This is a genomic window from Erythrobacter ani, from assembly GCF_019204025.1.
Lineage (GTDB): Bacteria > Pseudomonadota > Alphaproteobacteria > Sphingomonadales > Sphingomonadaceae > Erythrobacter > Erythrobacter ani.
In genome coordinates, this window is sequence record NZ_JAGSPB010000003.1 from 326,252 (window position 1) to 353,031 (window position 26,780).

Genomic DNA, 26,780 nt, shown 5'->3' on the forward strand with positions numbered 1-26,780 from the left:
TTTTCGAAACCGTTTCCCGAAAACCTGAGTTGACGAAGCGAAACGTCAAGAAAAACAGATGGAGCGATTCATGACGACCCGAACAGCGGCGGTCTACCGCATGGTGATGGAGGACCATGTCTGTCCCTATGGCATCAAGACGGTCGATCTTGTCAAGCGGCAAGGCTTCGAGGTCGACGATCATCACCTGACCAGCAGGGAGGAAACCGATGCGTTCAAGGACAAGTACGACGTCGAGACCACCCCGCAGACCTTTATCGAAGGCAAGCGCATTGGCGGCTATGACGATGTCCGCGAATTCTTCGGCAAGAGCCGCTCGCAGCCTGAGGAAGGCGAAACCAGCTATCAGCCGGTCATTGCGATTTTCGCGGTCGCGCTGCTGCTCGCGCTAGGGCTGAGCTGGGCGTTTTTTGACGACCTCTTCACTGTCCGGGCCGCAGAATGGTTCGTGAGCCTGTCGATGACCCTGCTCGCCGTTCAGAAGCTTCAGGACGTGCGCAGTTTCTCGACGATGTTCCTCAACTACGACCTGCTCGCACGGCGCTGGGTGCCCTATGGCTTCGTCTACCCGTTCGGCGAAGCCGCTGCCGGCATTCTCATGACCGCGGGCGCGCTGACCTGGCTCTCGGCCCCGCTGGCATTGTTCATCGGCACAGTCGGCGCTGTCAGCGTCTTCAAGGCTGTCTACATCGACAAGCGCGAGCTTAAATGCGCCTGCGTGGGCGGCAGCAGCAATGTGCCGCTCGGCTTTGTCTCGCTGACCGAAAATCTGTTCATGATCGGAATGGGTCTGTGGATGGGCGCGAAGCTTCTCGCATGATCACCGCGCTCCTTCTCTCCGTCTTTCTGTTCCTCTCGGCTGTCGCTTCGCACCTTGCCATTCTGGGTGTCGGTCACCGGCTTCTCGACCGGCGCCGCGATACGCAGGCAAAGCTTGCCGTTTCGCTGCTCGTGCTCGCGTCGCATTTCCTCGTGGCGATCCTTTTTGCCGCAGGTTTCTGGCTGGGCGCGCAATGGGGCCTGGGAGGTTTCGACAAGGCGCCTTCCATGGACTGGATGGACTACTTCTATTTCTCGCTCATCAACGTGACCACACTGGGCCTGGGCGACATTTATCCGACCGAGCACCTGAGAGTCCTGGCCGGCGTCGAGGCCCTCACCGGCTTCGCTCTCATCAGCTGCTCGGCGCAGCTATTCTGGACCATGATGCACAAAGGAGAAAAAGCATGACTGAAAAGACGACCCACTCGGACAAGGGAGGGGGCGGCAGCTACTGGCGATTCATGGCCATGGTGTCGACCTCGACCGTGATCATGTTCTTCCTGATGTATGCCAACACCTTTACCGTCGATGATCTTTTCTGGAGCGAAACGCGCTTCTGGATGATGTTTGTCATGGGCGCGATGATGATGGTTGTCATGCTGCTCTTCATGTGGGGCATGTACAAGGACCGGACCAAGAACTTCATTATTCTGGGCGTCGGCGCCTTCGTGTTCGCCCTCGCGCTGTGGCTGGTGCGCAGCCAGACCACCGTCGACGATACCGAATATATGGCAGCGATGATCCCGCACCACTCGATCGCGATCATGACCAGCGAACGCGCGAGCCTGAAGGATCCTCGCGTGCGCGAACTCGCTCAGGCCATCATCGTCGCCCAGCGCCGCGAAATCGCCGAGATGAAATATCTCATCGACGATATCGAGCAGAACGGTCCTCGGACCGAAGAACGCCTGCCCGAGGAGATGCAGCCATGAACAAGATAGCTTTCACGGCGCTCATCGCGCTACCGCTTGCCGCCTGCAATTCGAACACCGCTCCGGGCAACGACCGCGAAGCCCAGCTCGACCCGCCTGCCACTGCCGCGCCGATCGAGGATGCGGCCAGTGCACTGGCAAATGTTGACTCAGGCCTGATGCTTCCCGGGACCATGAATGACGCGGATCTTGCTGCTCTGGGCGCAGGACAGGCCTGCCAGTTCCGCCTGACCGAAGTGGCCTTTCCCTCATTTGTCTATGACGGCGACGGGGGCGGAGCAATCAAGATCAATGGCAAATTGATCCCCGTCACTGCCGATGGCCCCGGCAGCTATTCGAACGGTGAGCTTCGGATCAGAACCCGCATGCTGGATGATGAAGGCGATGCGAGCCTGCAGATGCAGGAGATGATCGTGGCAGCGCCAAGAGCCAAGGATGAGTTTGGCTTTTGGGGCTATACCACCTGTCCAGCCGAGGGAGCCTGATACTGGCAGGGCGCATGGGCGGGCCGTCGGTTACCCCATGCGCCCGCGCCTCCGCCCTTCGTCGCCCTCACCAGTTTTAACAGGAACAAGCAGATGACCGATACGAGGCCCATCGCTGTCTTCGGCGCAGGCGGGAAGACCGGCACCGAGCTACTGAGGCATGCCCTTGCCCGGGACATACCGATCCGCGCCTTCGAACACACGGTGCCCGGACCAGACGAGCGGGTGGGCGACTTCGAATATATCGAATGCGATGTGCTGTCGGACGATTTCGCTGGCGATCTCGATGGCTGCCGCGCGGTTATCTCGACCCTCGGTGTCGCTTTTGGTCCGGGCAATGCGATCGATCCACCGCCGCTTTATACCGATGGCACGCGCAACCTGCTCGGGGCGATGGCACAGACGAAGATCGACCGCATTGCCGTGATCTCCGCTGCCTTTGTCGAACATCAGTCGAGCGTCCCGGCCTGGTTTGAGCTCACCGCCAAGCCTGCATTGTTCAATATACTCGAGCAGATGCGCGCCATGGAAGCGATGCTCAGCGACGCCCAAGGTATCAAATGGACGGCCGCACGGCCGGGCTGGCTGCTGGATGAGCCTTACACCGGCGATGCCGTCATTACGGACGAACGCTTGGCAGAAGGCTGTTTCCGCTGCCGTCATGCTGATCTAGCGGCGAGCCTGCTTGAATTCGTGTGCGAAGATACCTGGATCAACGCAAAGCCTGCCATCGGCAGGCCCGAAGCCGAACGTTTCGAAAGTCCTGCCGCCATCAAGGCCGAACTCGGGATCGATTAAACGTCGTAACATTTTTCAATCTGTAACGAGCCCGAACGTTACAGACTTTGAGCAACAGACAAGGAAGTCGCATGTTTCTGGAGAAAATCAAAACCCCCGGTCTCTCACACCTTTCCTACATCATCGGCTCGGGCGGAAAGGCAGCGGTCATCGATCCGCGCCGGGACTGCGAGGTCTATGTCGAAAAGGCCCGGGCCGAAGGGCTGGAGATAACGCATATCTTCGAAACCCATCGCAATGAGGATCTGCTCAGCGGCTCGCCGATCTTGGCCAATTTGACAGGAGCCACGGTCTATCACGGGCCCAACGCGGCAGGCGAAGTCATCTTTGCCAGGACCGCGCGCGAAGGCGATTGTTTCGAGCTGGGTCAATTGAAGATCGAAGTGCTTGAAACACCTGGACACACCGACGATCATCTCGCTTTCGTCATCCATGACAGCGAATATTCCGAGGGGCCGGTCGGCGTCTTTACCGGCGATGCCCTGTTCGTCGGCGATGTCGGGCGCACCGATTTCTATCCCGAGCGCAAGGAAGAAGTCGCGGGCCTTCTATTCGACTCCCTGCAGAAACTTTGCGGCCTCGGCGATCAGGCGATTATCTACCCGGCGCATGGTGCGGGCTCGGTCTGCGGGTCGGGAATGGCGGACCGGGAATTCTCGACAATCGGCCACGAGCGGCGCAACAACCCGCGCCTGCGCATCTCCGACCGCGACGAGTTCATCGAGGCGAAGGTAGCAGAGCACCACTACCAGCCGCCCTATTTCCGGCTGATGGAGCGGCTCAACCTTGCAGGGTCCGATGCCGCGCCGCGCGTCATGCGGCCAAGGCGTCTGGGGCTGGAAGACCTTAGCGAGAGCGGCGCCGATCACCTGGTCGATGTGCGCGAGCCGCTCGCCTACGCTGCCGGCCATCTGCCGGGTGCCATGTGCCTTCCGGTTGGAATGATACCGGCCTTTGCCGGATGGTTCCTCGGTGAAGGCGACAGGATCGCCCTCATTGCTTCCGAGGAAGGCCAGCTAGCCCAGGCCATGGCCCATCTGGTGCGCATCGGTCTCGATAATGTTGTGGGCGGCTATGTCGGCGTGGTTCCAGCCGCCGCACAGGGCAAAGCGATGCGCAGCATTCCCATGATTGGCACCGAGGAAGTCGCGCGCAGGCTCGATCAAGACAGCGGCGAGTGGACCTTGCTCGACGTGCGCGACGCGGACGAACGGCAAGAAGCAAGCATCGACGGCTCAGGACATATCTATGTCGGTGAGCTCAACACGCGGTGGGAAGAGCTCGACCGCGACCGCCACTACACGCTGATGTGCGCGAGCGGCATGCGGGCGAGCGTTGCGGCGGGTTGGCTGGCCAGCAAGGGTTTCGAGCACCTCGATATCTATCTGGGCTCTATGGGGGCGTGGACAAACGCCTCCGGCTGAAGCGCCAAAATCTTGAAAAGCAAGCCAAAATCTTTTGCGAGATTTTGCTCGTATGTGGTAGGTGAGCTTGCTCTTCGCTCAACGAGCAGCGCGACCGGGCGCTTTATCCATCGAGTGACTTCCTGGTCCTCGAACGAAGACGAATGCCAGCGCCCCCAGGATAGCGATATTTTTGAGCAAAGGACCTGTGTGACCTGGGGCGATATGGATCGCAAGAGTTATCGGAACGAGGGTAAGAAATAACGCGGTGCATGAGAGCCGGGTCATCCACCCCAAGGCCAGTGATGTTCCTGCACCGATGAAAACCAAGCCAGACAGCCACAAAAGAATGGACGCATCTCCAATTAGAGCAACGTGATCTTTCCATGGCGACAATGCCATCCGGCCCAGCATATATTCATGCGCAAGAAAATGCCCCAATCCGCCTATGATGAATATGAGGCTCAAACAGAGGCGGAAGACCGGATCGATCAATCGCACTTTTGCGGCCCATGTCGCTAGGCTGTTTTCCATATTCCGGATCATAGAGTTCTTTCCCCCTCAGGTTGATACGTCGATGGCAGACTTATTGGGTGCGCGGACCAGTTTCTTCGGGAGGCGTCTGTGGTTCACCCAAAACGTTGACCGGCAGTTTCAGATAGATCGTACCGTTTCCTTCTGCGCGAGGCATATTCCCTCCGCGAATGTTGACCTGGATTGATGGCAGGATGAGGCGCGGCATACCCAGCTGGTTGTCGCGCTCCTCACGCATGGCTACAAATGCATTCTCGTCGACCCCGGCATGGATATGAATGTTGCTGTGCTTTTGTTCTTTCACCGTCGTTTCCCATTGGTGCTGCGAGCGGCCCTCCGGCAGGTAGTCGTGGCACATAAACAGCCGCGTCTCCTCCGGTAGCTCGAAAATCCGGCGAATAGAGCGATAGAGCGTGCGTGCATCGCCGCCGGGAAAATCGGCCCGCGCCGTGCCGTAATCGGGCATGAACAGCGTATCGCCGACAAAGGCGGCGTCTCCGATAACATAGGTCATGCACGCGGGCGTATGTCCCGGCGTATGGAGTGCCTGGGCCGATATGGCGCCTAGGTCAAAGCTGTCATTATCGGCAAACAAATGGTCGAACTGGCGTCCATCGCGTGGCAGGTCCACTCCGGCATTGAATATCGGCCCGAAGGTGTTCTGCGTGACGGTGATCTCGCTACCAATAGCAAGTTTGCCGCCTAGTGCGCGGCGGATGTAGGGTGCGGCGGAAAGGTGATCGGCATGGACATGGGTTTCCAGGATCCACTCGCACTTGAAATCCATTTGCCGGACGAATTCGATCACTTTATCGGCGGACTTAGTCGCCGTTCGCGCCGCTGCGGCATCGAAATCGAGCACCGGATCGATCACCGCGCACGCCTTGGTTGCAGGATCGGACACGACATAGGTCACGGTGTTCGTGTTCGTGTCGAAAAATGCCTCTATGTCGGGTTTCATCGAATAGTCTTTTCGTATGCTGGTTGAGAGCGGTTCTGCGTAGGTCAGTCCTGCGCCCGGTCGACGTAATTACGGACGAAGTTTTCCAGCGCCGGTTCGTCGCACACGAAGCCCATATCCGCCGCCTTCTGTAGGGTCGCATCGCCGCTCATTCCCTGCTGCGACGCCAGATGCATTATTGTGAAGGCTCCTGCGCGCTTGCCCGAGGCGCAATGGACCAGCACCGGCTTCGGAAGCGCTTCGACACTGGCCCTGAACTCATCGACGAGCTCGTCCGATATGGTGCCGCCCGCCACCGGCAAGTGACAATATTCAAGGCCGAGCGATGCCACCACTTCACCTTCGCGGTCCGGGGCGAGAGGCTGATCCGCCTCATCCTGGCAGCGCAGGTTGACGACCGCCTTGTAACCATCCTCCGCCAATGCGCGCAGGTCGCCCTCGGAAGGCGGAGCGGTCGAGACGGCGAATCTGCCATTGAGGATCTTGATTTGGGTCATAAGGCATCATCCTGGTTCAGGTTCAAAGGTCCGGGTCCGCGATTGCGCGGCAGCAGATTACGATTGACTTTATATTCATACCTTCGCATATATGCAAGTATGAAAGCCGAAGATATTCGCGATCAAGCCGAAAAGGCGGTGGCATTGCTCAAGGCGCTGGGCAGCCACAACCGCCTGATGATCGCCTGCCAATTGGTTGAAGGCGAGCGCAGCGTGGGCGAGCTGGCCGAACTGCTGGAACTTCGGGAAACCGTGGTTTCGCAGCATCTGGCGCTTATGCGGAAGGATGGCCTGGTCGCAGCGCGGCGCGATGGCCGCACGATCCATTATTCGCTTTGCGGCGATGCGCCGCGCCGGGTGCTGGAAACGCTCTACGCCATCTATTGCAGCTCCGCCGACGATACGACCGGTCCAGCAGACGGCCATTGAACAGGCTTTCAGTTATGTTGGACAATCCCGGATGATGGATATCGGCGTCATCGTGGCGCTCCTATCGCTTACCTCGGGCCTCCTCGTGGGCTTTTCGCTTGGACTACTCGGCGGTGGGGGATCGATCCTCGCAGTGCCGTTGCTTGTGTATGTCGTCGGTGTTCACGACACCCATGTCGCTATCGCCACGTCCGCTGCTGCGGTGGCGGCCAGCGCCTTGGCAAACTTATTGTTCCATGCGCGAGGCGGCAATGTGAAGTGGCGCTGCGCAGGCCTATTCGCAGCATTCGGCGTTGTCGGAGCTGCCGCCGGATCAAGCCTGGGAAAAATTACATCGGGCGATCTGCTTTTGGGCCTGTTCGGTCTGGTGATGATTGTCGTCGGCCTCTCGATGCTGCGCGAGAAATCGGGCGGATCCGACCCGGATGTCCAGCTCACCCGAGCCACGGCGCTGCGCCTCACCCCGCGCCTCGCGTTCGGAGGATTGCTGGTAGGCGGACTGTCCGGTTTCTTCGGTATCGGCGGGGGCTTTCTGGTGGTGCCGGGTCTGGTTGCCGCGACGGCCATGCCGATTCTCAACGCGATCGGCTCCTCGCTGGTCTCTGTAGCCGCTTTCGGTACGACCACAGCCGCCAATTACGCCCTCGACGGACTCGTCGATTGGGAGATTGCCGCGTTTTTCATCGGCGGCGGCGGTATAGGCGGCTGGCTGGGTACTCGCGCATCGAACCTGTTGGCTAAGCGCAAACGAGCGCTGAACTTTATATTCGCGGCGGTCATCATCCTCGTTGGCATCTTCATAAGCGGCCAATGGGCGATAACAGCCATAACGTGATCGCTGCCTTTTCGAACCGAATTGTCCGAAGGATCAACACTGCTGTTCACCGGGCGAAGCTCAAGCCGCGCAGACGCAGGGCGTTGCCGATCACAGACACCGAAGACAAGCTCATCGCCGCTGCCGCGATCATCGGGCTGAGTAGCACTCCGAAGAATGGAAACAGTACGCCTGCTGCGACCGGAATGCCGAGCGTATTGTAAGCGAAGGCGAAAAACAGGTTCTGCCGGATGTTGCGCATCGTTCCGCGCGACAGCACGGTGGCCTGCACCACTCCTGTCAAATCACCACGAACCAGTGTGACCCCGGCGCTTTCGATCGCCACATCGGTACCAGTGCCCATGGCAATACCAACATCGGCGGCAGCCAGCGCAGGAGCATCGTTGATCCCGTCCCCGGCCATGCCGACCCGGCGACCTTGCGCTTTCAGCTCTTCGATCTTGCGGTGCTTGTCTTCGGGCGAGACATTGGCGTGTACCTCGTCGATACCCATTTCGCGCGCGACCGCTTCGGCAGTGCCGCGGCTGTCGCCCGTGAGCATAACGACCCGGATATCGCGCTTGTGCAGAGCCGCAATGGCCGCTGCACTGGTAGGCTTGATCGGATCGGCCACCGCGATGAGCCCTGCCGGACGGCCATCGAACGCAACGAACATCACCGTCTGACCCTGCTTGCGGCCATTTTCGGCCGAGCCGAGCCAGGCCTCGTCATCGATCCCGACGCGCCGCATCATCTTTTCGTTGCCGATCGCAACCCGGCCCCCCTGGACATTGGCTTCAACACCTTCCCCGGTCGTCGAAGCGAGATCCGTGGCATTGGCGGGCGAGACGCCGCGCGCTTTTGCGCCTTCGACGATGGCATGGGCCAGCGGATGCTCGCTGCCCATTTCGACACCTGCAACCGCTGCCAGGAATTCAGTTTCGTCGATGCCGTCTGCAGGCTTCACCGCCACCAGATCGGGCTTGCCTATCGTCAACGTGCCGGTCTTGTCGACCACCAGCGTATCGATCTTCTCGAGTGTCTCCAGCGCTTCGGCATTGCGGATCAGGATGCCGTGCTGGGCACCCTTGCCTGTGCCTGTCATGATCGACATCGGCGTAGCGAGGCCAAGCGCGCAGGGACAAGCGATGATCAGGACCGCAATGGCATTGACCAATGCGTAGGCAAGCGCAGGGGCGGGACCCCAGATTGCCCAGACCACGAAGGTGGCGATGGCGATCACAACCACCGCAGGCACAAACCAGCCAGCCACCTGATCGGCGAGCCGCTGGATCGGTGCGCGGCTGCGCTGCGCGTCGGCCACCATCTGGACGATCTTGGACAGCATCGTGTCCTTGCCCACGCCGGTTGCGCGCATGACGAACCCTCCAGTCTGGTTGACCGTGCCGCCGATGACAATGTCGCCAGCCTGTTTGGCGACCGGAAGCGGTTCGCCGCTGATCATGGATTCATCGATCGCGCTCGATCCCTCCTCGATTTCGCCATCGACGGGAACCTTGTCGCCGGGTCGAACGCGCAGACGATCGCCTGTGGTTAGCTGATCGAGCGGCACCTCGCGCTCGTCGCCTGAGCCAAAGATCTTGACCGCGCTGGGCGGTGCCAGCTCGAGCAGTGCGCGCAAGGCGCTCGAGGTCGAACCCCTGGCCTTGAGCTCGAGGACCTGTCCGAGCAGAACGAGCGTCGTGATGACCGCTGCCGCCTCGAAATAGACCCCGACCCGTCCCGAATGGTCGCGGAACGCTGCAGGGAACAGATCGGGCGCGACCGTCGCCACGACGCTAAAAAGATAGGCGATGGCCACGCCGAACCCGATCAGGGTGAACATGTTGAGATTGCGCGTCTTGAGCGACTGGATGGCCCGAACGAAGAACGGCCAGGCGCCCCATAGAACCACCGGGGTTGCGAGCGCAAATTGCGCCCACTGCGCCCAGGCCGGTTCTATCAGACGGTCGAAACTGAGCCCCGGTGCCATGTCGCTCATCGCATAGACGAACAGAGGCAGCGTGAGCAGCGCGCTCCACCAGAACCTACGCAGCATGTCGACCAGTTCGGGGTCGGGGCCATCGCCCAGCGAAACGGTTTCCGGTTCGAGCGCCATGCCGCAAATCGGGCATGAACCCGGCCCGGGCTGGCGGATTTCAGGGTGCATCGGACAGGTGTAGATCGTGCCTTCGGGCACATCCTCGACCGCGTCGAGATGCGCGCCCGAGAGATAGAGCTCGGGATCGGTGACGAACTTGTCGTGACAGCGCGGCGAACAGAAATAGTGTGTCGCGCCCTCATGCGTCGCGATATGCTGAGCCCCGTCGATTGCAACGCTCATGCCGCATACCGGGTCGATCGCGGTACCCTCGATCACACTCTGGTCCTTGCTCATCGCCTGTCCTTCCTAGCTCTTCACGACTACGAACTGCCCCATCATGCCTGCATCCTCGTGTTCGAGAATGTGGCAGTGATACATGTAGGGCAGGTCTGGGTCGGTGTGTTCTTCAAAACGCAGGAGAAGGCGTACCTGCTCGCGCGGGTTGACGATCACGGTATCCTTCAAACTGGTTTCCAATGGTGGGGGCGCTCGGCCATCGCGGTCGATCACACGAAACTGGACGTTATGGATATGAAACGGGTGGGCCATCATCGAAGCGTTGGCGATCTCCCAGATTTCCCATTGGCCGACTGGCACACGTTCGTTGATCACATTCATGTCCATCGCAGCACCGTTAATGGACATTCCGCCGCCCATCATGCCCATGTCGAGAACGAAACGCCGGGTTCGGACGGCTGACGACGGGTCGGTTGGAGCAAGCGATGCCAGTTGTGTCGGCACCCTGATGCGCTGGGCCGAACTTGCCGGCCTGATATCGAGGATTTGAAACACGTCTGCGGAAGCATCGCCGCTATCGCCGCGCCCCATCATCCCGCCGCCCATCATTCCGCGTCCGCCCATCATGCCCATGGCGTTTTCGGGACTGCTGGCAAGAAGGCGAAGCGGGCGTCCTTCCGAGAGATCGATAATTACCTGCGCGCGCTCCCCCGGGGCGAGCCTGACCGAGCGGACGATGTGCGAACGATCGAGCAAGCCGCCATCGCTCGCGATCAGTTGCATCGAACGATCACCTTCGAGCGAAAAATCGTAAAGGCGGGCGTTCGATCCATTGAGGATGCGCAGCCGCAATTGGCCTGTCTGTGCGTCGAACACAGCGTTTTCAGTGCCGTTGACGAATATCCGGCTCCCGCGCACGCCCATCATCCGCGCGTGCATACTCAGCGGGTACACCAAGCGGCCGGATCCATCGATCACGCGGTCCTGCACGATCAGCGGAATGTCGTCGACGCCATAGTCGCTCGGCAAGTCGAGGCGCTCTTCCTCGTCGTCGCGAACATAGATCGGCGCGGCGAGCCCGGCATAGACCTGCGGCCCGGCTCCGCGCTCCAAGTGTGAATGATACCAGTAGAGCGAAGCCCGCTGGCGAACTTGGAAAGAAGGCCTCCAGCGTTCGCCGGGACGGATCAACTGATGCGGTCCGCCATCGGCTGCGGCAGGAAGTTCGAAACCATGCCAATGGACCGTAGCGCCTTCGGCCAGCTTGTTGTCGATATGGAACTGCACCCACTCGCCCCGGCGCATTTCCAGCGTCGGTCCCAGATAGGGTGCGTCGATGCCGATGGTGGGCGAAGCAACACCGGTGACGAATTCCTTCTGGCCTGGGGTCAAAGACAAGCGGAAAACCCGTGCGCCCTGCTCAATCTCGCCACGCTGCAAGGGCGGTATAGCGAGCAAATTGGATCCGTCAGTGCTGTCCAGCATCGATGCGTCTTGCGCTTTGCATCCCGCAAGCGGGAACGCGGCAAAGCCTGCAGCAGCAAAACCAGCGCTTTTGATCAGTGTGCGGCGGTCCACGGGGAATGCCTGGGTTATGCGGGGTGTCCGGATCATGCTCCTCCTGTTTCGCGATGGGCGGCACCAGATTTGCCTGGCACCGCCCAACCGATTTACTCCTTCGTGATCGACGTGATCACACTGCCTTCAGAACCAGTACGAAATTCAAAGGCAATGCCCTCACCGACGCTTACTTCGCTGCGCAGTTGCTCATCGGCTTCGAACGCCATGGTCATTGCCGGCCATTCGATTGCGGGAACCGGGCCGTGGTCGACGGTGATCGTACCCGCTTCGGCGTCGATGGCGGTGACGGTGCCTTGCGCACTCGCGGACTGCATTGCGTTGCCGGTATCCGCCATCGGCATATCCTGGCCGTCCATCATCATTGCATCTTCAGCCATCGGCATGTCCTCCATCTCGGCAGTGTCCTGGCCAGAATCGCAGGCTGCCAGCGCCAGCGGCGCGGCCAATAGGGTTATGAGGGTTGTGTGACGCATTCTTCTTCTCCTTGGGGTTGGGTTGGCCGTTCCGGCCGGGGACGACGCAGCAACAGATAGGCTGCGGGAAGCACGAACATGGACAGGAGCGGCGCGGTGATCATCCCGCCGATCATCGGCGCGGCGATGCGGCTCATCACTTCGGAGCCAGCCCCAGTGCCGATCAGGATCGGAAACAGGCCGGCGAGGATGACCGCGACGGTCATTGCCTTGGGCCGGACGCGCAACAATGCCCCTTCACGGATGGCGGCGGAGACTTCCTCCGCATCCGGGTCCTCACCGCGCCGCTCCAGCGCAGCTTTCAGATAGATCAGCATGATGACGCCAAATTCGGCTGACACCCCGGCCAGCGCGATGAAGCCGACGGCGGTCGCGACCGACTGGTTGTATCCCATCAGGTAAAGCAGCCAGAAGCCGCCTGTCAGCGCGAACGGCAAGGTGCCCATGATGAGCAGCGCCTCGTCGAACCGGCGGAAGATCAGGTAAAGCAGCAGGAATATGATCGCGAGCGTAGCCGGAACGACGATCTGCAGACGTTCGTAGGCCCGCGTGAGATATTCAAACTGCCCGGCATAGGACAGGCTGACGCCCGGAGGCAGATCGACCTCGGCCGCGATAACCTCCTGCAGATCGCCAACCACAGAAGACAGATCGCGCCCGCGCACATCGATATAGACATAGCTTGTGGGACGGCCCTGTTCGCTCTTGAGCATGGGCGGGCCGCTGGTCACACGCACCTGCGCAACGGTACCAAGCGTGATCTGCTGACCAGACGGGGTCAGCACCGGCAGATTGCGCAGCTCGTCGACACTGTCGCGGATCTCGCGCGGATAGCGAACATTGATCGGGTATCTTGCGAGGCCTTCGACTGTACGGGCCACATTGGCACCGCCAATTGCGCCGGAGACGATCTGCTGCACGTCGGCGATGTTGAGACCGTAGCGGGCCGCTTCCAGCCGGTCGATATCGACATCGACATAGCGGCCTCCCGACAGCCTTTCAGCCAGCGCAGAACTGACGCCGGGAATGTTCTTTGCCGCCTGTTCGATCTGGAGCGCGACGCGTTCCAGCTCGCCGAGATCTTCGCCCGAAACCTTGACCCCGATCGGGCTCTTGATCCCGGTTGCGAGCATGTCGATCCGGTTGCGGATCGGCGGCACCCAGACATTGGCAAGGCCAGGCACCTGCACGGCGCGGTCCAGTTCCTCGACCAGCATATCCGGTGTCATGCCCTCGCGCCACTCATCGCGTGGTTTGAAGCGGATGGTCGTCTCGAACATTGTGAGAGGGGCGGGATCGGTGGCGGTATCGGCGCGCCCGGCCTTGCCGAACACGGTTTCGACTTCCGGTACGGTCATGATCAGCCGGTCGGTGCGCTGTAGCAGCGCTGACGCCTCTCCGGGAGACAATCCAGGCAGGGCGCTGGGCATGTAGAGCAGGTCGCCTTCGTCGAGCGGCGGCAGGAATTCGCCGCCAAGCCGCGAGAAGGGAACGAGCGTGGTCAGGAAGACCAGCCCAGCGATGACCAAAGCGGTCTTCGGGCGGCGCATCACCCAGTCTAGCCCGGGCCGATAGGCCCGGGTCAGCACGCGATTGACCGGGTTGCTGTCCTCTGCCGGAATCTTTCCGCGCACCAGCCATCCCATCAGCACCGGAACCAGAGTGATCGACAGGATCGCAGCAGCCGCCATGGCATAGGTCTTGGTAAAGGCCAGCGGTGCGAACAGCCGTCCCTCCTGCGCCTGCAAGGTGAACACCGGCAGAAACGACAAGGTGATGATCAGCAGGCTGAAAAACAGCGCCGGGCCGACTTCCTTCGAGGCATCCGCGACGATCCGCCAGCGCTCCTGGACGGACAGAACCGTGTCAGGGTTCTCCTCGGCCCAGCGCTCCAGATGCTTGTGGGCGTTCTCGATCATCACCACCGCAGCATCGACCATCGCGCCGACCGCGATGGCGATCCCGCCAAGAGACATGATGTTCGCGTTTACGCCCTGAAAGCGCATCACGATGAAGGCCGCGAGCACGCCGAGCGGAAGGGTGACGACCGCGACGAGTGCCGAGCGCGCGTGCCACAGGAACAGCAGGCACACCAGGGCAACGACAATGAATTCCTCGATGAGCTTGGAGGTCAGGTTTTCGACCGAAGCATCGATCAATTGCGAACGGTCGTAGGTGGTGACGATCTCGACCCCTTCGGGCAGGCTTGCCTGCAATTGTTCGAGCTTCGCTTCGACCGCCGCAATTGCGCTGCGCGCATCGGCGCCCTGGCGCAGAATGACGATACCGCCGGCAACCTCGCCTTCGCCGTTGAGTTCCGCAATGCCGCGCCGCAGCTCCGGGCCGATCTGGATATTGGCCACATCGTCCAGCGTTACCGGAGTGCCGCCCGCTTCGGCGCGCAAGGGTATGCTGCGAAAATCCGCCAGCGTGCCGAGATAGCCCGAGGCACGGACCATATATTCGGCCTCGCCCATTTCGACGATAGAGCCCCCGGTTTCCTGATTGCCTGCCTGCACCGCGCGGACCACTTGCGCGTGCGTCACGCCCAGCGAAGCCATGCGATAGGGGTCGAGCACGATCTGGTACTGCTTGACCATGCCGCCCACGCTGGCGACTTCGGCGATGCCGGGAATGGTTTTCAGCTCGTAGCGCAGGAACCAGTCCTGCAGGCTCCTGAGCCCGGCCAAGTCGTGACCGCCGCTGCGGTCGACCAGCGCATATTCGTAGATCCAGCCCACCCCGGTTGCATCAGGGCCGAGTGTGCTCTGAACCCCGTCGGGCAAGCGGTTCTGGACCTGGTTCAGATACTCCAGAACGCGAGAGCGCGCCCAGTAGAGGTCGGTCCCGTCCTCGAAGATCACATAGACGTAGCTGTCTCCGAAAAAGGAATAGCCGCGCACGGTCTTGGCACCGGGGACCGACAGCATGGTCGTGGCCATCGGATAGGTCACCTGGTCCTCGACGATACGGGGCGCCTGACCTGGATAGTTCGAGCGGATCACCACCTGTACATCGGAAAGGTCCGGCAGGGCATCGACGGGCGTCGTCCGTACCGCCCAGAAACCGGCCAGCGCCAACCCGATCGCTGCCAGCACCACGAAAAAGCGGTTGGCGATCGAGCTATCGATGATGCGCGCGATCATTGGCCGATTTTCCGGATCGAGACGATGCGCGGCCCCGTACTGGCTTGCACAAATGTGAAGGAGACCCGGTCGCCGCGCGCAAAACCGCGCAGCTGTTCCGGTCCTTCGCTGGCAAAGGGCATGGTCATTGCCGGCCATTCGAGCGCAGGCACCGGACCGTGGCGCAAGGTCACGCTGTTGGCGTTTATGCGCTCGATCGTCCCGGTCGCGCGATAAGTCTGCGGTTCATCTGCATCGTCCGACCCTCGGTCTTCGCTCGCACCGGATGGTGCCTGATCGACGGGACGCACGTCGATGCCCGCAAGGCTGGCTTCGGAATCGAGCAGGAACTGGCCCGAGGTGACCACTCTCTCTCCTGCAGCCAGCCCGGCAAGGACTTCGGTCCGTCCGTTCGCTTCGCGGCCGATACGGATTTCGGCGGGCCGATAGCCGCCACCTCCCTGCGCGATCATCGCCAGGGTCCGCTCGCCGGTGCGAATGACAGCTTCCGAAGGGACCAGCAGCGCTTCGCGCCGTTCAGGCGCGAGCATCACTTGGGCAAACATTCCCGGCTTGAGCCGCAGGCCCGGATTGGGCATCGCTGCCCGCACGGTTATCGTGCGGCTCGCATCTTGCGCGCTCGGCAGAATGGCGATGATGCGTCCGGCAAACCGTTCGCCGGGAAAGGCAGTGAGCGTGGCGCTCACCGGCTGCCCGACACGCGCGTTGCCAGCCAGTGCCTCGGGTACCGCCGCCTCGAGCCAGATCGGACTGTACCCGCTGATCTCGGCCAGCGATTGGCCCGCCGCCACGGTCATGCCCGGCCTTACTGCGAGCGACGTGATCGCGCCCGATTGCGGTGCTGTGACGGTGATGATCGTTTGCGGTCTTCCGCTTCGGGTGACCGAGGCGATCATCGAGTCCGGCATGCCAAGCAGCCGCAGGCGCTCGCGGGCGGCCCGGGTCAACGCTTCGTCGCCGGTTGCGGCAACAGCAAGATACTCGTTTTGTGCGCCGCCCCATTCGGGCACAAGAATGTCGACGATCGGAGCGCCTCTGGCAATCAGGTCCTGCGGTGCATGGCCGTAGGTCCGCTGAACATAGCCGCCGGCGCGCGGCTGAACGATCGCCATCTCGCTGCCGTTATATGCGAGCGTGCCGGTGACGCTGATTTCAGGCTCCAGCACGCCATATTCCGCTTCAGCAGTCCGGATCCCGAAATTCTGGACGAGCGTCGAATCGATACTCACACCCCCGGCGCCCTGCGCGTCGCCGCCCGCGCATTTGGGGACCAGCTGCATGTCCATGAAAGGAGATTTGCCCGGCTCGTCGAAGCGCTGGTCAGGGACCATCGGATCGTACCAATAGAGCACGTCCTCGCAGCCCGTATCTGTCGCTGCATCGCCGCCGCTCTCGCTGCCGAGCATTGAGAGACCGTAGCCCGCCAACAGACTGACCAGAGCAATGCCAAGCCCAGCCGCATACATGCGCTGGCGCGGTGTGAATCGTTCGAGCGCGGAGTTCATGGCCTGCTCTCCCCGTAGGTCAGTCGCAGCCTCACCGCCGCCTCGACAGCTGCCTGTTCGCGCTCGAGTATCTCCAGTTCGAGCAGCGCGAGCGCGGATTTCGCCGCAATCACATCGACGAGATCGGCACGCCCGGCCGCGAAACTCGCTGTATCGAGGTCCGCGCGGTCGCGCGCCAGCGGAAGAAGCTCGTCACGCGCGCGTCCCCATTGCCGCACTGTGCTGCGCCAGGTTGCCAGATCAGCTTCGAAACCGGCAACCAACGCGCGCCTGCGATCCTCGCGCTCGGCCGATGCGGCAGCGGCTTCGGCTTCGGCAGCGGCAATGCGCGGATTCTGCCGCCGGTCGGTAAAGATCGGCAGTGTAATGGACCCCATGATCGACACCGCATCGCCGAAATCAGGATTGCGGCGACCATAGGTGACGCTCACCCCGAAATCGGGTCGTTTCTCGGCGCGTGCGAGCGCGACACCGGCTTCGGCCCGGCCTCGTTCGGCATCGGCCAGCAGGATTTCGGGATTGCTCTCGAGCTCGAACCGCAGCCGTTCCTGATCGAGGACAGCCGATGGCGCGGCACCCAGAGCAACCGGATCTGCGAGCGGTACATATCGGGAAATCTGCGCTTGCGCCGCGTCGCGCTCGGCTTCGATAGCGGTAATCGCATCCTCAATTCCGAGTAGCTCGCGCCGGATGGCCAGACTCTCTGCCGGGCGGGCCGACCCCGAAGCGACAGCACTGTTGGCCACCGGAACGAATGCTCTCAGTTCGTCGAGCGCGCCTTGGGCAAGATGAAGCCGCGCTTGCGCATAATGGAGCCGGACCCAGGCCGTTCCCGCATCGGCGAGAAGAATACGCTCGGCCATGCCAAGGCGTGCCTCGGCGAGGCGCACTTCCGAACTGGCAACGCCGAACCTCGCCCGTCGACGGGCGAGATTGGGGATTTCCTGCTCGATACCGATTGCGATCTGCGTGGGGAGTTGCCGGTCTGGGTCGAACGCGGCAGGTCCGGTCACAGGAAGGTTCATGATCCCTGCACGCACACGCGGATCGGGAAGCTCGTCCGCCGCTTCCGCTGCCTCGCGCCGTGATTGAACACGCAGCGCGCCAGCTTCCAGAACGGGCTGTTCGCCCCGTACCGCTGCAAGTGCTTCCTCGTATCCGACAGACTGTGCTTGTGCAGTCTGCGCGGCGAGCAGGGCCGAAAACGGCACCCAGCCAATTCGCCAATCCATAATTCTCACTCTTTCAAAGCAAGCTGACCGGGAAGGTCCACGGCGCACGCGGTCAATCGACCGGGCGCTGGGCCTGTTTATCCGTCAAGCTCGCAAGCGATGCGATGCACCGCCCGGGAAATGCTAGATGGTGAGCTGGCGTTGTGGAGGTGGCGATTCCGGCGGTAGCGGCTGGCTCTCGAGCCTGCTGGCACTCGCGGAAAGGTACTGAGGCGCAACAAAAAGCGGTTCTGTATGCGCCAGTCCCGAGCCGGTAAGCGCCAGGGGCGGAAAACAATTCATCGCAACGAGACAATCGAGTGTCATCTCGCAGCAAGGCCCGTGCTGCTCGGCATTGTCCTTATCGGCCATCACCTGCTCGGGCATTGTGTGATTGGGCATGCCTTGCACCATTTCAGCGCAATCAGTCGTTCCGGCCACTTCAATCTGCGGAACAGCTGCCTGTGCTGCGTCCTGCACAAACAGGCCGAAGCTGAAGCAGATCAAAGTAAGAGCACGAATATACGTCACCGGTTTGGGATAGTCCGAACGCATACGATGTGCAAGTCGGTTATCAGGCTGAAGACAAAGGTCAGATTTATGTTTTCGCTTCAGCAAACCCGAAGCCCAAACCTATTGCTCAAATTTGCCTAACAGCAACCTGACTTTGACGCTTCCTCGGTGGGTTCCGATACCTCACGCACCAGATCGCCGGTCTCTTTTTCGTTCGCGTGCCGAGCAATGTCGGCTTGTGAAACGATGCCGCAACATTTGCCACTCTCGTCCACAACAGGAAGCCGCCGAACTTTGTTGTCCTCCATTTTGCTGCGACAATCATCGACACTCGTGTCGGGTGTGACAGTAATCGGAGAGCTTGTCATCACGTCTTCTACCGACGTGTCAGAAGACTTGCCGTCTGCGACGCAGCGACAAGCAATGTCACGATCGGTAATCACTCCGACCAGTGTGCCGGAATCATCTACAACCGGAATTTCGCCGCAGTCGTTTTTCACCATGAGATTAGCGGCCTCCCGTACCCTGGTCGAAGGATTGCAGCATGCAGGATTCGAGGTCATCACATTCTTGGCTTCCATGATATGTCTCCAATTTCTATTAAATACCTGAATATTTGCGTACCATTGCAACGGCGAGGCGCCGGATAATGTTCCTCTCGCATTTCCGGATGAAATCGATATGGACGAACGGGCACGGTCATGCCGAACGAAAGCTGTAGAATGGCATTCGCCACCTCATGGAAGGCGCTAGCATCTGAATAGGCCTTACCCAGAAGCCCAGGAATACAGAAGTATGGGTCCGCCGAGAGGCGTGAGGCACAGGCACCGGCCCGCTTCATTGCTCTTCACAGTCTCCGCAGCGATAGCCGCCCTAATGCAAGTGTCTGCCCGCTTTATGAAGAATTCGCGGCCATCTCTCGTCTCAGTCTTCATGATGTTGAAGATCGGGTAGCAGCGATAAGTAACTGCTTTTTCAATAGTCCGTGTGCGGGACAATCATCGAACGCTCCTATCGATCTGATCGAAAACCATCCTCTGGCCAGTTCCAGACGGCCATTTTCTCAAGGCTCATATCCTCCATCGTATAGGCGATCCCGCCGACGCCAAGCCCGGAGCGGCGCAGCCCTGCAAAAGGCATCCAGTCGACGCGGAATGCCGTATGGTCGTTCACCATCACAGCCGATCCCGCCAGAGACTGTATGCAATGATTGGCGATTGACAGCCGATCGGTGAATATAGCGGCCTGAAAGGCGTAAGGCAGGGCATTGGCCTGCTCGATAGCCAGGTCGATATCGTCATAGCCATACACGCAGATCACGGGGCCGAAGATTTCTTCCTGGGATACCTTGGCACTTTCGGGAGGATCGACAATGACGGTCGGGGAGAAAAGAGTGTCACTCAGACGGCTTCCCCCGCACACCAGGGTACCGCCTGCTGCGATGGCTTCATCGACCCAGCGTTCGACGCGGTCGACTTCCTCCGTCCGGATCAAGGGGCCGCATTGGGTTTCAGCATCGGCGGGATCGCCCACGACCAGCTTTTCGGCAGCTCGCCCCAGGTCATTGGCGAAGTCTTTCAATTCTGCAGCAGGGACGAATACGCGCTGCACGGAAACGCAGACCTGACCCGAATGATAGAACCCGCCTTTGAGCAACGAGGCGATCACTGCTGCGCGCTCCACGCCGCTGTCCACGATGACCGGCGCCGCGCCGCCGTTCTCGAGAGCAATGCGGGTTCCCGGCGCCAGCTTCGAGCGAAGCATCCAGCCGATTTTCGCAGAACCGATGAATGAGAAGAACGCCGTGCGCGAATCGGTTACCATTCTTTCGGCGATGTCGTTGCCGCAAGGTGCGAACCGGCACCAGGCCTCAGGCAGGCCGGCTTCATGGAGAATGCTCACGAAGCTCTGGCATGACAGAGGTGTTTCCAGCGCAGGCTTGATAAGAACGGGGCACCCGGCTGCTACCGCCGGTCCAACCTGATGGACGATCAGGTTGAGGGGGTGATTGAATGCCGAGATCGCCACGACAGGACCGATCGGCTCGCGGAATGTATACGCCGTCCTACCCGCACCCGCTTCTGTCAGGTCCATGGGGATCTCGTGGCCCCCGCCATCGCTCAGCGCCTGAACGCACAAGTCGACGCTATTGATCGCGCGACCGGCTTCCACCCGCGCATCGACCAGGGGCTTGCCGCCCTCCCTGACGATCTGGAGAGCCAGTTCTTCGGCTCGTTCGCGCATGATATCCGCCGTTCGCCGGAGGATGGCGATACGCTCATGCACAGCAAGCCAGCAACTGCGTTCGCGGTGGAGCAACTGCGCTTCATTCAGCCATTCATCGATTTGAGCCCAGTCGACAAGCGCCACTTCTGCAATCGGCGAGCGGTCGAAGGGATTGTGAACGATCGTTTTCATAGCTCGCACACCTTCGCGCCGAGTTCGTCGATCAGCACTTTCTTGTTTTCGGAATAGTCGACGGGCAGGTCGACAAGGTGCACGCCGCCAGCCTCGAATGCGGCGTTCAGGACCGAAACCAGATCCGCGCTTCGCTCGACACGGTGGCCGGTCGCTCCATAGCTCTTGGCATAAGTGACAAAGTCGGGATTGGAAAAGGTCAGGCCGTAGTCCGGAAAGCCGAGCTGGCCCTGCTTCCACCGGATCATGCCGTATGCCGCGTCGTTCAGGATGAGCACGACGAGGTTCAGGCCAAGCCTGACGGCCGTTTCCAGTTCCTGCGAGTTCATCATGAACCCGCCATCGCCGCACACCGCGAGAACCCTGCGCCCGGGCGTGAGAATCGCCGCCATCATGGCGGATGGAAGGCCCGCGCCCATCGTCGCCAATGCATTGTCGAGCAGAATGGTGCCAGGCTCATGAGCGATGTAGTTTCTAGCGAACCAGATCTTGTAGATGCCGTTGTCGAGCGCGACGATATCATCGCGTGCCATTACGCTGCGAACGTCGGCAACGACGCGTTGGGGAACCATTGGAAAACGGTCGTCGTCGCTGGTTTCGGAAATGTGCGAAGCAATCTCGTGATGCAGGGCGGTGTAGTAGCTGCGATCGCACTGCAAGTTGCCATCCAAACGGTTTCCCAGCCGCTCGACCGAACCGGCAATGTCACCGATGACTTCCAGCTGCGGGAAATAGACCTGATCGACTTCGGCCGCCTTGTAATTGATATGAATGACAGTCTGACCGTCCGGCTCCATGAAGAATGGCGGCTTCTCCACCACGTCGTGACCGATATTGACGATCAGATCGGCCTTCTCGATCGCGCAGTGAACATAATCGTCCGAAGATAGGGCCGCGGTGCCCAGATAGAGTTCGCTATCTTCGTCGACCACGCCCTTGCCCATCTGGGTGTCGAAAAAGGGAAAACCGGTATCGGACACGAATTTCCGCAGCGCCTTCGAAGCGCGGCGGCGGTTTGCTCCGGCTCCGATTAGCAGCAGTGGCCGCTCAGCCGCGATGATCCGCTCGGCCGCTTCGTCGAGCGCCGCATCTCCGGCGACCGCATAACGCCTTTGATGCGGCGGTATGACCGGTTCGATCGTTTCCTCTTCAGCAATATCTTCCGGAAGCTCGAGCAGCACAGCGCCCGGTCTTTCTTCCTGAGCAAGTCGGAAACCTTCGCGAACGAGCGAGGGGATGCGATTGCCGTTCACGATCTGGGTCGAAGCCTTGCATAGCGGAGTAAACAGCGAAACAACGTCGACAATTTGGAACTGCGCCTGTTTCGATGTCTTTATCGGTTTCTGCCCGGTGATGATGATGAGCGGAAAGGCCCCGAGCGCGGCATAGGCCGCCGGAGTTGTCAGGTTCGTCGCACCAGGCCCGAGAGTTGCGAGGCAAACCCCCGCCTTGCCGGTCAGACGGCCATAGGTCGCCGCCATAAAGCCCGCACCTTGCTCATGGCGCGTCAATACCAATTCGATTGAGGACGTGCGCAGGGATTCCAGCAGGTCGAGGTTTTCTTCGCCGGGAACGGCAAAGATGTATTCCACCTTTTCAGCCTCTAATGCAGCGATAAACAAGTCAGAGGCTTTCATTTTCGATATTCCCTTTTCAGAAGCATGAATGCCCTACGGCAATGCTTTCTCACTACAACCGCAAAGAGAGTCACAGACGCAAGGAGCCTCGCCTCATTCGCACCATGCCGTTCAGCGAATGTTCTGAAATGCGCGTAGCCGCAAAAAGTATCCTAAAAACATGACCTTTGGATTTGGCAAGAAGGTAGGGACTCCGTTTCTTGACATTCCCACCGCCGCAGTATGAGTCCGCGATCCACCTCGTGTGCCCCCACGCGAAACCGGTGCAATTTGCGACATCGGCGAAAATGTTTTGCTTGCCCATCAAGGCATGGCGGAGACAGATATTTTCCCGCGCTGGGATCACGTGCCGATGACATTCGGATGCCTGAATGGCTGGGCCAGTGATCGGCGGGACAGTTGACCTCTCTGCATTGACATGATCGATGAGTACCGGGCCCAGACCTGATTTCTATCGTCCAGAGAATCAGAGATATCTGCCGATCATCCAAGGAACCAATATGTACCGAAGTCTTGGTCTTTCGATCGCCGTCGCAGTCTTCGCGAGCGATCTCATTTCAAAATGGCTTATTGTGAATGTGGTCATGGACCCTGCCCGCGTGATAGATGTTTTTCCATTCTTCAATCTGGTGCTCGGATATAATCGCGGTGTTACATTCGGCCTCCTGAGTTCCGGCAATCCAATCGCGCCCTATTTGCTGTCCGGGTTCGCGCTTCTTGTCGTGGGCGTTCTGGCCAGATGGCTCTGGCGCAGTACCGTACGCCTCGAATCCGCCGCGATAGGTTCGATCATTGGCGGTGCATTGGGTAACGTTGCCGACCGACTGGCGGACGGAGCGGTCACCGATTTTCTCGACTTCTATGTCGGCGGCTATCACTGGCCGGCGTTCAATCTCGCGGATGTCGGAATAGTCCTTGGAGTGGCATTGTTTCTCGTTACCTGGTGGTCCGGAGAAACGCAGCGCGACGATGGCACCGCGCCGAAAGTGTAGATTCTGCGCTTTTGCCAAGGCAATCTTCAGGCGGATTTTCTAGCAAGCCCGCCGATGATGCCGCAGTCGGTGGCAGTGCCCCCATCGCAGGCCCGTGCCAGGCCGATCAGTTCCTGTCTCATCGCCTGCAGCTGTTCGATCTGCTCTTCCACCCGGCGCAAATGATTTCGTGCCAAAGTCGCAGCGTCCTTGCAATCCCGGTTTGGTGCGTCCGACACTTCGAGCAGCGAGCGAACTTCGGACACCGAAAAGCCCAAACCCCGAGCCCGCCGGATGAATGCGAGCCGTTCGACATCGGCGTCTGCGTAAATCCTTCGTCCCGACTGGGAGCGCGGAGCGGGCTTCAGAAGACCGATCTCTTCATAATAGCGAACGGTGTTGACTTTGGTCCCGGTCGCGCGGGCAATTTTTCCTATCTGCATTCTTTAATCCTCGATGATGGCCATCGCAGGGTGTGTGTCTCCGCGACGCAATCGCACATCGGCCGTCAGACTTTCTGCGAAAGGTGCGCAGAAAGTCCTTGATCCTCCAGTAACTGGAGATTGTAAAGCTCAAAAATCATGAGTTTAGATGATTCGGAAGACTGTGGTTGCACCGGCGACCCCGAGAGGGCGGTTGACGATCCGCAATACCGCCGCGCGCTTTGGATCGTGATTATCCTCAATGTCGGTTTCGGCATGATCGAGCTGGCCGCCGGGTTTTTAGCCGCGAGCCAGGCGCTCAAAGCCGACGCGCTGGATTTCCTTGGCGATGGCTCGATCACCTTCATCGGACTGCTTGCGCTCGGATGGACGGCATCGACGCGTGCTCGGGTGGCGCTCGCGCAAGGTTTGTTTCTGGCGGCGCTTGGTGTGAGTGTGATCGGCGCGGCGATCTGGCGCATGTTCGATATGGTGCAGCCGGAAGCCGGCATCATGGGCTGGGTGGGTTTTGTCGCCCTGCTTATCAACCTTGCCGCCGTTTTTGTGCTCGCTCGCTTTCGCAAAGGAGGCGATGCTCAAGCGCGCGCGATATGGCTATTTTCACGCAACGATGCCCTGGCCAATGTCGCGGTCATCGTCGCAGCCGGTTTGGTTTATTGGTTGGGAAGCGCATGGCCTGATATCATCGTGGCCGCTGCGATTGCGTTTTTGTTCCTCCATTCGGCTCTCGAAATTATCCGCCATGCGCGCAGCGATATGAAAACGCAGCAGATTGCATGATGAAATATTTGGCGCGCCTGTCCGGCATTTGCCTGGCCCTTCTGTTGTCGTTCGGCAGCGCGCAAGCGTTGGCGGCAGAACCCAACACGATCTGGCGCCTGCTCGATTACATGGCGGTAGATTATGCAGCTGCCGTCGAGGACGGCGAAGTCGTCAACGAAGTCGAATATGAGGAAATGGTCGAATTCGCCGGTACGGTACGATCGGGTATTGCGGAATTGCCTGAACGCCCCGGTCGCGTTCGGCTAGAGGCAAACGCGAAGCAACTTGAAGCCGATATCCTCTCGATGGCCCCCGTTGATCAAGTTGCCACGGCAGCCAGAAAGCTCGCTGCGGATCTCCTAGCCATCTATCCGATCACGCTCTCGCCTTCGAGGGCGCCCGATCTTGAGCGCGGAAGACTGCTGTACCAGGAGACTTGTGCCAGTTGCCACGGGGTGTCAGGAAACGGTCGCGGGCCGGCGTCTGCGGGCCTTGATCCACCGCCGATCGCATTTACCGACGTCGATCGCGCGCGTCAGCGCAGCATTATGGGTCTCTATCAGGTTATCGACCAAGGGATCGATGGCACCGCCATGCCCGGTTTCTCGCAGCTCTCCTCCGACGATCGTTGGGCCCTGGCCTTCTATTCGGGATCCGTCGCCTTTGAGGCGGTCGACGAAGGGGCGCGTCTATGGAAGTCAGATTCCGAACTACGCAAACGCTTTCCCGATCTTGCCGCTCTCACGAAGATCACGCCGGACGAACTGGCAGGAGAGATCGGGCAAGTGCGCGCGGACGCGCTCATGGCCTATCTTCGGGCCAACCCGTCGGCGATCGCCGATGTAGCGGGGCCTCTTGGCATCACACGTACCCGGCTCGCAGAAGCTGAACGCGCCCACGCGAACGGGAATATTTCCCGGGCCAAGGAGCTCGCACTGTCGGCATATTTGGACGGGTTCGAACCCGTCGAACCGATATTGGCGACACGCAATCCGGATCTTCTGGTGCGTATCGAGAGCGGGATGATGGACTTGCGTGCAGCCATCGACGCAGATCTGCCGACCTCTGCGATAAGCGAACGGATCCGGGCCATCGAGGGTTTGCTCGTACAGGCTGAAAATGTCCTTGCGCCGGAATCTGCGACGGGCTGGTCAACCTTCGTGGCATCTTTCGCGATCCTCCTCCGCGAGGGTCTGGAGGCATTGCTGATCGTGATCGCCATGATCGCTTTCGTGAGGAAGGCGGGACAGGATCGGGCATTGCGATTTGTTCATGGCGGGTGGACCGGTGCGCTGGTGGCAGGCGCGCTTACTTGGCTTGCGGCGACCTATCTTCTCGACATCAGCGGTGCCGGCCGGGAATCGATCGAGGCATTCGGTTCGCTGATTGCAGCGCTGGTCCTTCTGTCGGTTGGCGTCTGGATGCACGGAAAATCACAGGCAGACAATTGGCAGCGCTATATCCGCGACAAGCTTGGCAAGGCGCTTTCGCGCGGATCGCTCTGGTTCCTGTTCGGGATCGTATTCCTTGTCGTCTATAGAGAGGTCTTCGAAACCATCCTCTTTTACGCTGCGCTGTCCGCTCAGGGAAGTACGGGCTATCTGCTGGCGGGCGCTGCCACGGCCGGTTTGCTCCTTGTCGTCATCGCCTGGCTGCTGCTGCGCTACAGCCGGACGCTGCCGATCGGAAAGTTCTTTGCCTACAGTTCGGTGCTCATCGCCCTGCTTGCGATTGTCCTGATTGGCAAAGGGATCGCGGGCTTGCAGGAAGCGGGTGTGATCGGAATTGCGCCGATAGCCGGCGGTCCGCGACTAAGTATGCTTGGAGTTTATCCGACGTTCCAAGTGATTGGCGCTCAACTTGCAATGGCATCCGTACTTTTACTTGGTTTCTGGATTAATCACACCCGAGCATCAAACAATGACCGGTCACGCGATGCAGTGTGATATTATATCTTTCTATTACGGCGTTTGTGTCGACCCAGGTCGGTACATGAATAGCGCATTTGTTCGTTCTTATGCATTGAGCTGCGCGACGGCTTCGGAATTCGAAGAGAATATCGACTTGTGCCATGTGATTGGTCCTGCTAGCGGGGCCAAAGTGT

General features: G+C 60.1%; 25 protein-coding genes. 11 read left to right on the plus strand and 14 right to left on the minus strand.

The genetic code is table 11. The features are described from left to right. Positions 1-70 precede the first annotated feature (70 nt). From KCG45_RS14405 to KCG45_RS14430, 6 genes are all read left to right on the plus strand, one after another. Positions 71-820: a glutaredoxin family protein gene (locus KCG45_RS14405; RefSeq protein ID WP_165327860.1), complete on the plus strand. Its 750-nt coding sequence runs from the start codon at positions 71-73 to the stop codon at positions 818-820. Continuing rightward, positions 817-1,230, plus strand: a complete 414-nt coding sequence (locus KCG45_RS14410; protein WP_010412763.1) for a potassium channel family protein — start codon at positions 817-819, stop codon at positions 1,228-1,230. Before KCG45_RS14405 ends, KCG45_RS14410 begins: the two co-directional genes overlap by 4 nt. Further along, complete coding sequence (locus KCG45_RS14415) at positions 1,227-1,754, plus strand: DUF305 domain-containing protein (protein WP_010412760.1); 528 nt, start codon at positions 1,227-1,229, stop codon at positions 1,752-1,754. Before KCG45_RS14410 ends, KCG45_RS14415 begins: the two co-directional genes overlap by 4 nt. Beyond that, on the plus strand, positions 1,751-2,239 hold the full coding sequence (locus KCG45_RS14420; RefSeq protein ID WP_010412757.1) for a DUF6692 family protein: 489 nt from the start codon (positions 1,751-1,753) through the stop codon (positions 2,237-2,239). The genes KCG45_RS14415 and KCG45_RS14420 overlap by 4 nt, the downstream gene beginning before the upstream one ends. A gap of 93 nt (positions 2,240-2,332) precedes the next feature. Next, positions 2,333-3,037 (plus strand): NAD(P)-dependent oxidoreductase, encoded by a 705-nt coding sequence (locus tag KCG45_RS14425; protein ID WP_010412754.1) that lies wholly within the window; start codon positions 2,333-2,335, stop codon positions 3,035-3,037. Positions 3,038-3,108: 71 nt separating this feature from the next. Next, on the plus strand, positions 3,109-4,461 hold the full coding sequence (locus tag KCG45_RS14430; protein ID WP_010412751.1) for an MBL fold metallo-hydrolase: 1,353 nt from the start codon (positions 3,109-3,111) through the stop codon (positions 4,459-4,461). Between the two features lie 78 nt (positions 4,462-4,539). On the opposite strand, the gene KCG45_RS14435 is transcribed toward KCG45_RS14430, so the two are convergent. From KCG45_RS14435 to KCG45_RS14445, 3 genes are read right to left on the minus strand one after another with little or no spacing between them, the layout of a single operon-like run. Continuing rightward, positions 4,540-4,974, minus strand: a complete 435-nt coding sequence (locus tag KCG45_RS14435; protein WP_232508279.1) for a DoxX family protein — start codon at positions 4,972-4,974, stop codon at positions 4,540-4,542. Positions 4,975-5,026: 52 nt separating this feature from the next. Continuing rightward, complete coding sequence (locus KCG45_RS14440; RefSeq protein ID WP_010412746.1) at positions 5,027-5,935, minus strand: MBL fold metallo-hydrolase; 909 nt, start codon at positions 5,933-5,935, stop codon at positions 5,027-5,029. A 44-nt stretch (positions 5,936-5,979) separates the two neighbouring features. Further along, a complete protein-coding gene (locus KCG45_RS14445) occupies positions 5,980-6,432 on the minus strand; it encodes a protein tyrosine phosphatase family protein (protein WP_010412743.1) in 453 nt (150 codons plus the stop codon). Between the two features lie 99 nt (positions 6,433-6,531). Between KCG45_RS14445 and KCG45_RS14450 the strand changes: the two genes are divergently transcribed. Together KCG45_RS14450 and KCG45_RS14455 are read left to right on the plus strand one after the other, a co-directional pair. Further along, complete coding sequence (locus tag KCG45_RS14450) at positions 6,532-6,861, plus strand: ArsR/SmtB family transcription factor (RefSeq protein ID WP_010412740.1); 330 nt, start codon at positions 6,532-6,534, stop codon at positions 6,859-6,861. Between the two features lie 31 nt (positions 6,862-6,892). Next, on the plus strand, positions 6,893-7,696 hold the full coding sequence (locus KCG45_RS14455; RefSeq protein WP_010412736.1) for a sulfite exporter TauE/SafE family protein: 804 nt from the start codon (positions 6,893-6,895) through the stop codon (positions 7,694-7,696). Positions 7,697-7,742: 46 nt separating this feature from the next. On the opposite strand, the gene KCG45_RS14460 is transcribed toward KCG45_RS14455, so the two are convergent. The 10 genes from KCG45_RS14460 to KCG45_RS14505 all read right to left on the minus strand — a co-directional run bounded on the left by KCG45_RS14460 (position 7,743) and on the right by KCG45_RS14505 (position 22,500). Further along, a complete protein-coding gene (locus tag KCG45_RS14460) occupies positions 7,743-10,073 on the minus strand; it encodes a heavy metal translocating P-type ATPase (protein ID WP_010412733.1) in 2,331 nt (776 codons plus the stop codon). Positions 10,074-10,085: 12 nt separating this feature from the next. After that, the gene (locus tag KCG45_RS14465; protein WP_049762430.1) at positions 10,086-11,630 is read right to left on the minus strand and encodes a multicopper oxidase family protein; all 1,545 of its coding nucleotides are present in this window, start codon (positions 11,628-11,630) and stop codon (positions 10,086-10,088) included. A gap of 56 nt (positions 11,631-11,686) precedes the next feature. Next, a complete protein-coding gene (locus KCG45_RS14470; protein WP_225982093.1) occupies positions 11,687-12,070 on the minus strand; it encodes a copper-binding protein in 384 nt (127 codons plus the stop codon). Beyond that, the gene (locus tag KCG45_RS14475) at positions 12,049-15,216 is read right to left on the minus strand and encodes an efflux RND transporter permease subunit (protein WP_010412724.1); all 3,168 of its coding nucleotides are present in this window, start codon (positions 15,214-15,216) and stop codon (positions 12,049-12,051) included. Before KCG45_RS14475 ends, KCG45_RS14470 begins: the two co-directional genes overlap by 22 nt. Further along, complete coding sequence (locus KCG45_RS14480; protein WP_011413841.1) at positions 15,213-16,721, minus strand: efflux RND transporter periplasmic adaptor subunit; 1,509 nt, start codon at positions 16,719-16,721, stop codon at positions 15,213-15,215. The genes KCG45_RS14475 and KCG45_RS14480 overlap by 4 nt, the downstream gene beginning before the upstream one ends. Next, the gene (locus KCG45_RS14485; protein WP_218317976.1) at positions 16,718-17,953 is read right to left on the minus strand and encodes a TolC family protein; all 1,236 of its coding nucleotides are present in this window, start codon (positions 17,951-17,953) and stop codon (positions 16,718-16,720) included. The genes KCG45_RS14480 and KCG45_RS14485 overlap by 4 nt, the downstream gene beginning before the upstream one ends. A 123-nt stretch (positions 17,954-18,076) precedes the next feature. After that, complete coding sequence (locus KCG45_RS14490) at positions 18,077-18,550, minus strand: hypothetical protein (RefSeq protein ID WP_255548251.1); 474 nt, start codon at positions 18,548-18,550, stop codon at positions 18,077-18,079. Positions 18,551-18,582: 32 nt separating this feature from the next. After that, positions 18,583-19,026 carry a CBS domain-containing protein gene (locus KCG45_RS14495; RefSeq protein WP_090479084.1) on the minus strand — a complete coding sequence of 148 codons (444 nt, stop codon included), beginning with the start codon at positions 19,024-19,026 and terminating at the stop codon, positions 18,583-18,585. A 430-nt stretch (positions 19,027-19,456) separates the two neighbouring features. Continuing rightward, positions 19,457-20,863, minus strand: a complete 1,407-nt coding sequence (locus tag KCG45_RS14500) for an aldehyde dehydrogenase family protein (RefSeq protein ID WP_218317977.1) — start codon at positions 20,861-20,863, stop codon at positions 19,457-19,459. Further along, positions 20,860-22,500, minus strand: coding sequence for an acetolactate synthase large subunit (locus tag KCG45_RS14505; RefSeq protein WP_011413840.1), 1,641 nt, complete (start codon positions 22,498-22,500; stop codon positions 20,860-20,862). Before KCG45_RS14505 ends, KCG45_RS14500 begins: the two co-directional genes overlap by 4 nt. A 500-nt stretch (positions 22,501-23,000) precedes the next feature. Here KCG45_RS14505 and lspA point away from each other — a divergent pair, with 500 nt between their 5' ends. Further along, positions 23,001-23,492 (plus strand): signal peptidase II, encoded by a 492-nt coding sequence (lspA, locus tag KCG45_RS14510; protein WP_010412703.1) that lies wholly within the window; start codon positions 23,001-23,003, stop codon positions 23,490-23,492. A 26-nt stretch (positions 23,493-23,518) separates the two neighbouring features. On the opposite strand, the gene KCG45_RS14515 is transcribed toward lspA, so the two are convergent. Further along, on the minus strand, positions 23,519-23,914 hold the full coding sequence (locus KCG45_RS14515; protein WP_010412699.1) for a MerR family transcriptional regulator: 396 nt from the start codon (positions 23,912-23,914) through the stop codon (positions 23,519-23,521). A 138-nt stretch (positions 23,915-24,052) separates the two neighbouring features. On the opposite strand from KCG45_RS14515, the gene KCG45_RS14520 reads away from it, so the two are divergent. Beyond that, positions 24,053-24,694, plus strand: a complete 642-nt coding sequence (locus KCG45_RS14520; RefSeq protein ID WP_011413839.1) for a cation efflux transmembrane domain-containing protein — start codon at positions 24,053-24,055, stop codon at positions 24,692-24,694. After that, positions 24,691-26,622: a cytochrome c/FTR1 family iron permease gene (locus KCG45_RS14525; protein WP_011413838.1), complete on the plus strand. Its 1,932-nt coding sequence runs from the start codon at positions 24,691-24,693 to the stop codon at positions 26,620-26,622. The genes KCG45_RS14520 and KCG45_RS14525 overlap by 4 nt, the downstream gene beginning before the upstream one ends. The last annotated feature ends 158 nt before the right edge of the window (positions 26,623-26,780 follow it).

What these genes read in the sequence shown, in the direction of transcription:
- KCG45_RS14465 (WP_049762430.1), bottom strand. Translation starts at nt 11,630, where the DNA reads ATGATCCGGACACCCCGCATAACCCAGGCATTCCCCGTGGACCGCCGC.
- KCG45_RS14450 (WP_010412740.1), top strand. Translation starts at nt 6,532, where the DNA reads ATGAAAGCCGAAGATATTCGCGATCAAGCCGAAAAGGCGGTGGCATTG.
- KCG45_RS14415 (WP_010412760.1), top strand. Translation starts at nt 1,227, where the DNA reads ATGACTGAAAAGACGACCCACTCGGACAAGGGAGGGGGCGGCAGCTAC.
- KCG45_RS14480 (WP_011413841.1), bottom strand. Translation starts at nt 16,721, where the DNA reads ATGAACTCCGCGCTCGAACGATTCACACCGCGCCAGCGCATGTATGCG.
- KCG45_RS14460 (WP_010412733.1), bottom strand. Translation starts at nt 10,073, where the DNA reads ATGAGCAAGGACCAGAGTGTGATCGAGGGTACCGCGATCGACCCGGTA.
- KCG45_RS14515 (WP_010412699.1), bottom strand. Translation starts at nt 23,914, where the DNA reads ATGCAGATAGGAAAAATTGCCCGCGCGACCGGGACCAAAGTCAACACC.
- KCG45_RS14470 (WP_225982093.1), bottom strand. Translation starts at nt 12,070, where the DNA reads ATGCGTCACACAACCCTCATAACCCTATTGGCCGCGCCGCTGGCGCTG.
- KCG45_RS14410 (WP_010412763.1), top strand. Translation starts at nt 817, where the DNA reads ATGATCACCGCGCTCCTTCTCTCCGTCTTTCTGTTCCTCTCGGCTGTC.
- KCG45_RS14455 (WP_010412736.1), top strand. Translation starts at nt 6,893, where the DNA reads ATGATGGATATCGGCGTCATCGTGGCGCTCCTATCGCTTACCTCGGGC.
- KCG45_RS14440 (WP_010412746.1), bottom strand. Translation starts at nt 5,935, where the DNA reads ATGAAACCCGACATAGAGGCATTTTTCGACACGAACACGAACACCGTG.
- KCG45_RS14425 (WP_010412754.1), top strand. Translation starts at nt 2,333, where the DNA reads ATGACCGATACGAGGCCCATCGCTGTCTTCGGCGCAGGCGGGAAGACC.
- KCG45_RS14475 (WP_010412724.1), bottom strand. Translation starts at nt 15,216, where the DNA reads ATGATCGCGCGCATCATCGATAGCTCGATCGCCAACCGCTTTTTCGTG.
- KCG45_RS14520 (WP_011413839.1), top strand. Translation starts at nt 24,053, where the DNA reads ATGAGTTTAGATGATTCGGAAGACTGTGGTTGCACCGGCGACCCCGAG.
- KCG45_RS14420 (WP_010412757.1), top strand. Translation starts at nt 1,751, where the DNA reads ATGAACAAGATAGCTTTCACGGCGCTCATCGCGCTACCGCTTGCCGCC.
- KCG45_RS14405 (WP_165327860.1), top strand. Translation starts at nt 71, where the DNA reads ATGACGACCCGAACAGCGGCGGTCTACCGCATGGTGATGGAGGACCAT.
- KCG45_RS14430 (WP_010412751.1), top strand. Translation starts at nt 3,109, where the DNA reads ATGTTTCTGGAGAAAATCAAAACCCCCGGTCTCTCACACCTTTCCTAC.
- KCG45_RS14505 (WP_011413840.1), bottom strand. Translation starts at nt 22,500, where the DNA reads ATGAAAGCCTCTGACTTGTTTATCGCTGCATTAGAGGCTGAAAAGGTG.
- KCG45_RS14500 (WP_218317977.1), bottom strand. Translation starts at nt 20,863, where the DNA reads ATGAAAACGATCGTTCACAATCCCTTCGACCGCTCGCCGATTGCAGAA.
- KCG45_RS14435 (WP_232508279.1), bottom strand. Translation starts at nt 4,974, where the DNA reads ATGGAAAACAGCCTAGCGACATGGGCCGCAAAAGTGCGATTGATCGAT.
- KCG45_RS14525 (WP_011413838.1), top strand. Translation starts at nt 24,691, where the DNA reads ATGATGAAATATTTGGCGCGCCTGTCCGGCATTTGCCTGGCCCTTCTG.
- KCG45_RS14495 (WP_090479084.1), bottom strand. Translation starts at nt 19,026, where the DNA reads ATGGAAGCCAAGAATGTGATGACCTCGAATCCTGCATGCTGCAATCCT.
- KCG45_RS14445 (WP_010412743.1), bottom strand. Translation starts at nt 6,432, where the DNA reads ATGACCCAAATCAAGATCCTCAATGGCAGATTCGCCGTCTCGACCGCT.
- lspA (WP_010412703.1), top strand. Translation starts at nt 23,001, where the DNA reads ATGTACCGAAGTCTTGGTCTTTCGATCGCCGTCGCAGTCTTCGCGAGC.
- KCG45_RS14485 (WP_218317976.1), bottom strand. Translation starts at nt 17,953, where the DNA reads ATGGATTGGCGAATTGGCTGGGTGCCGTTTTCGGCCCTGCTCGCCGCG.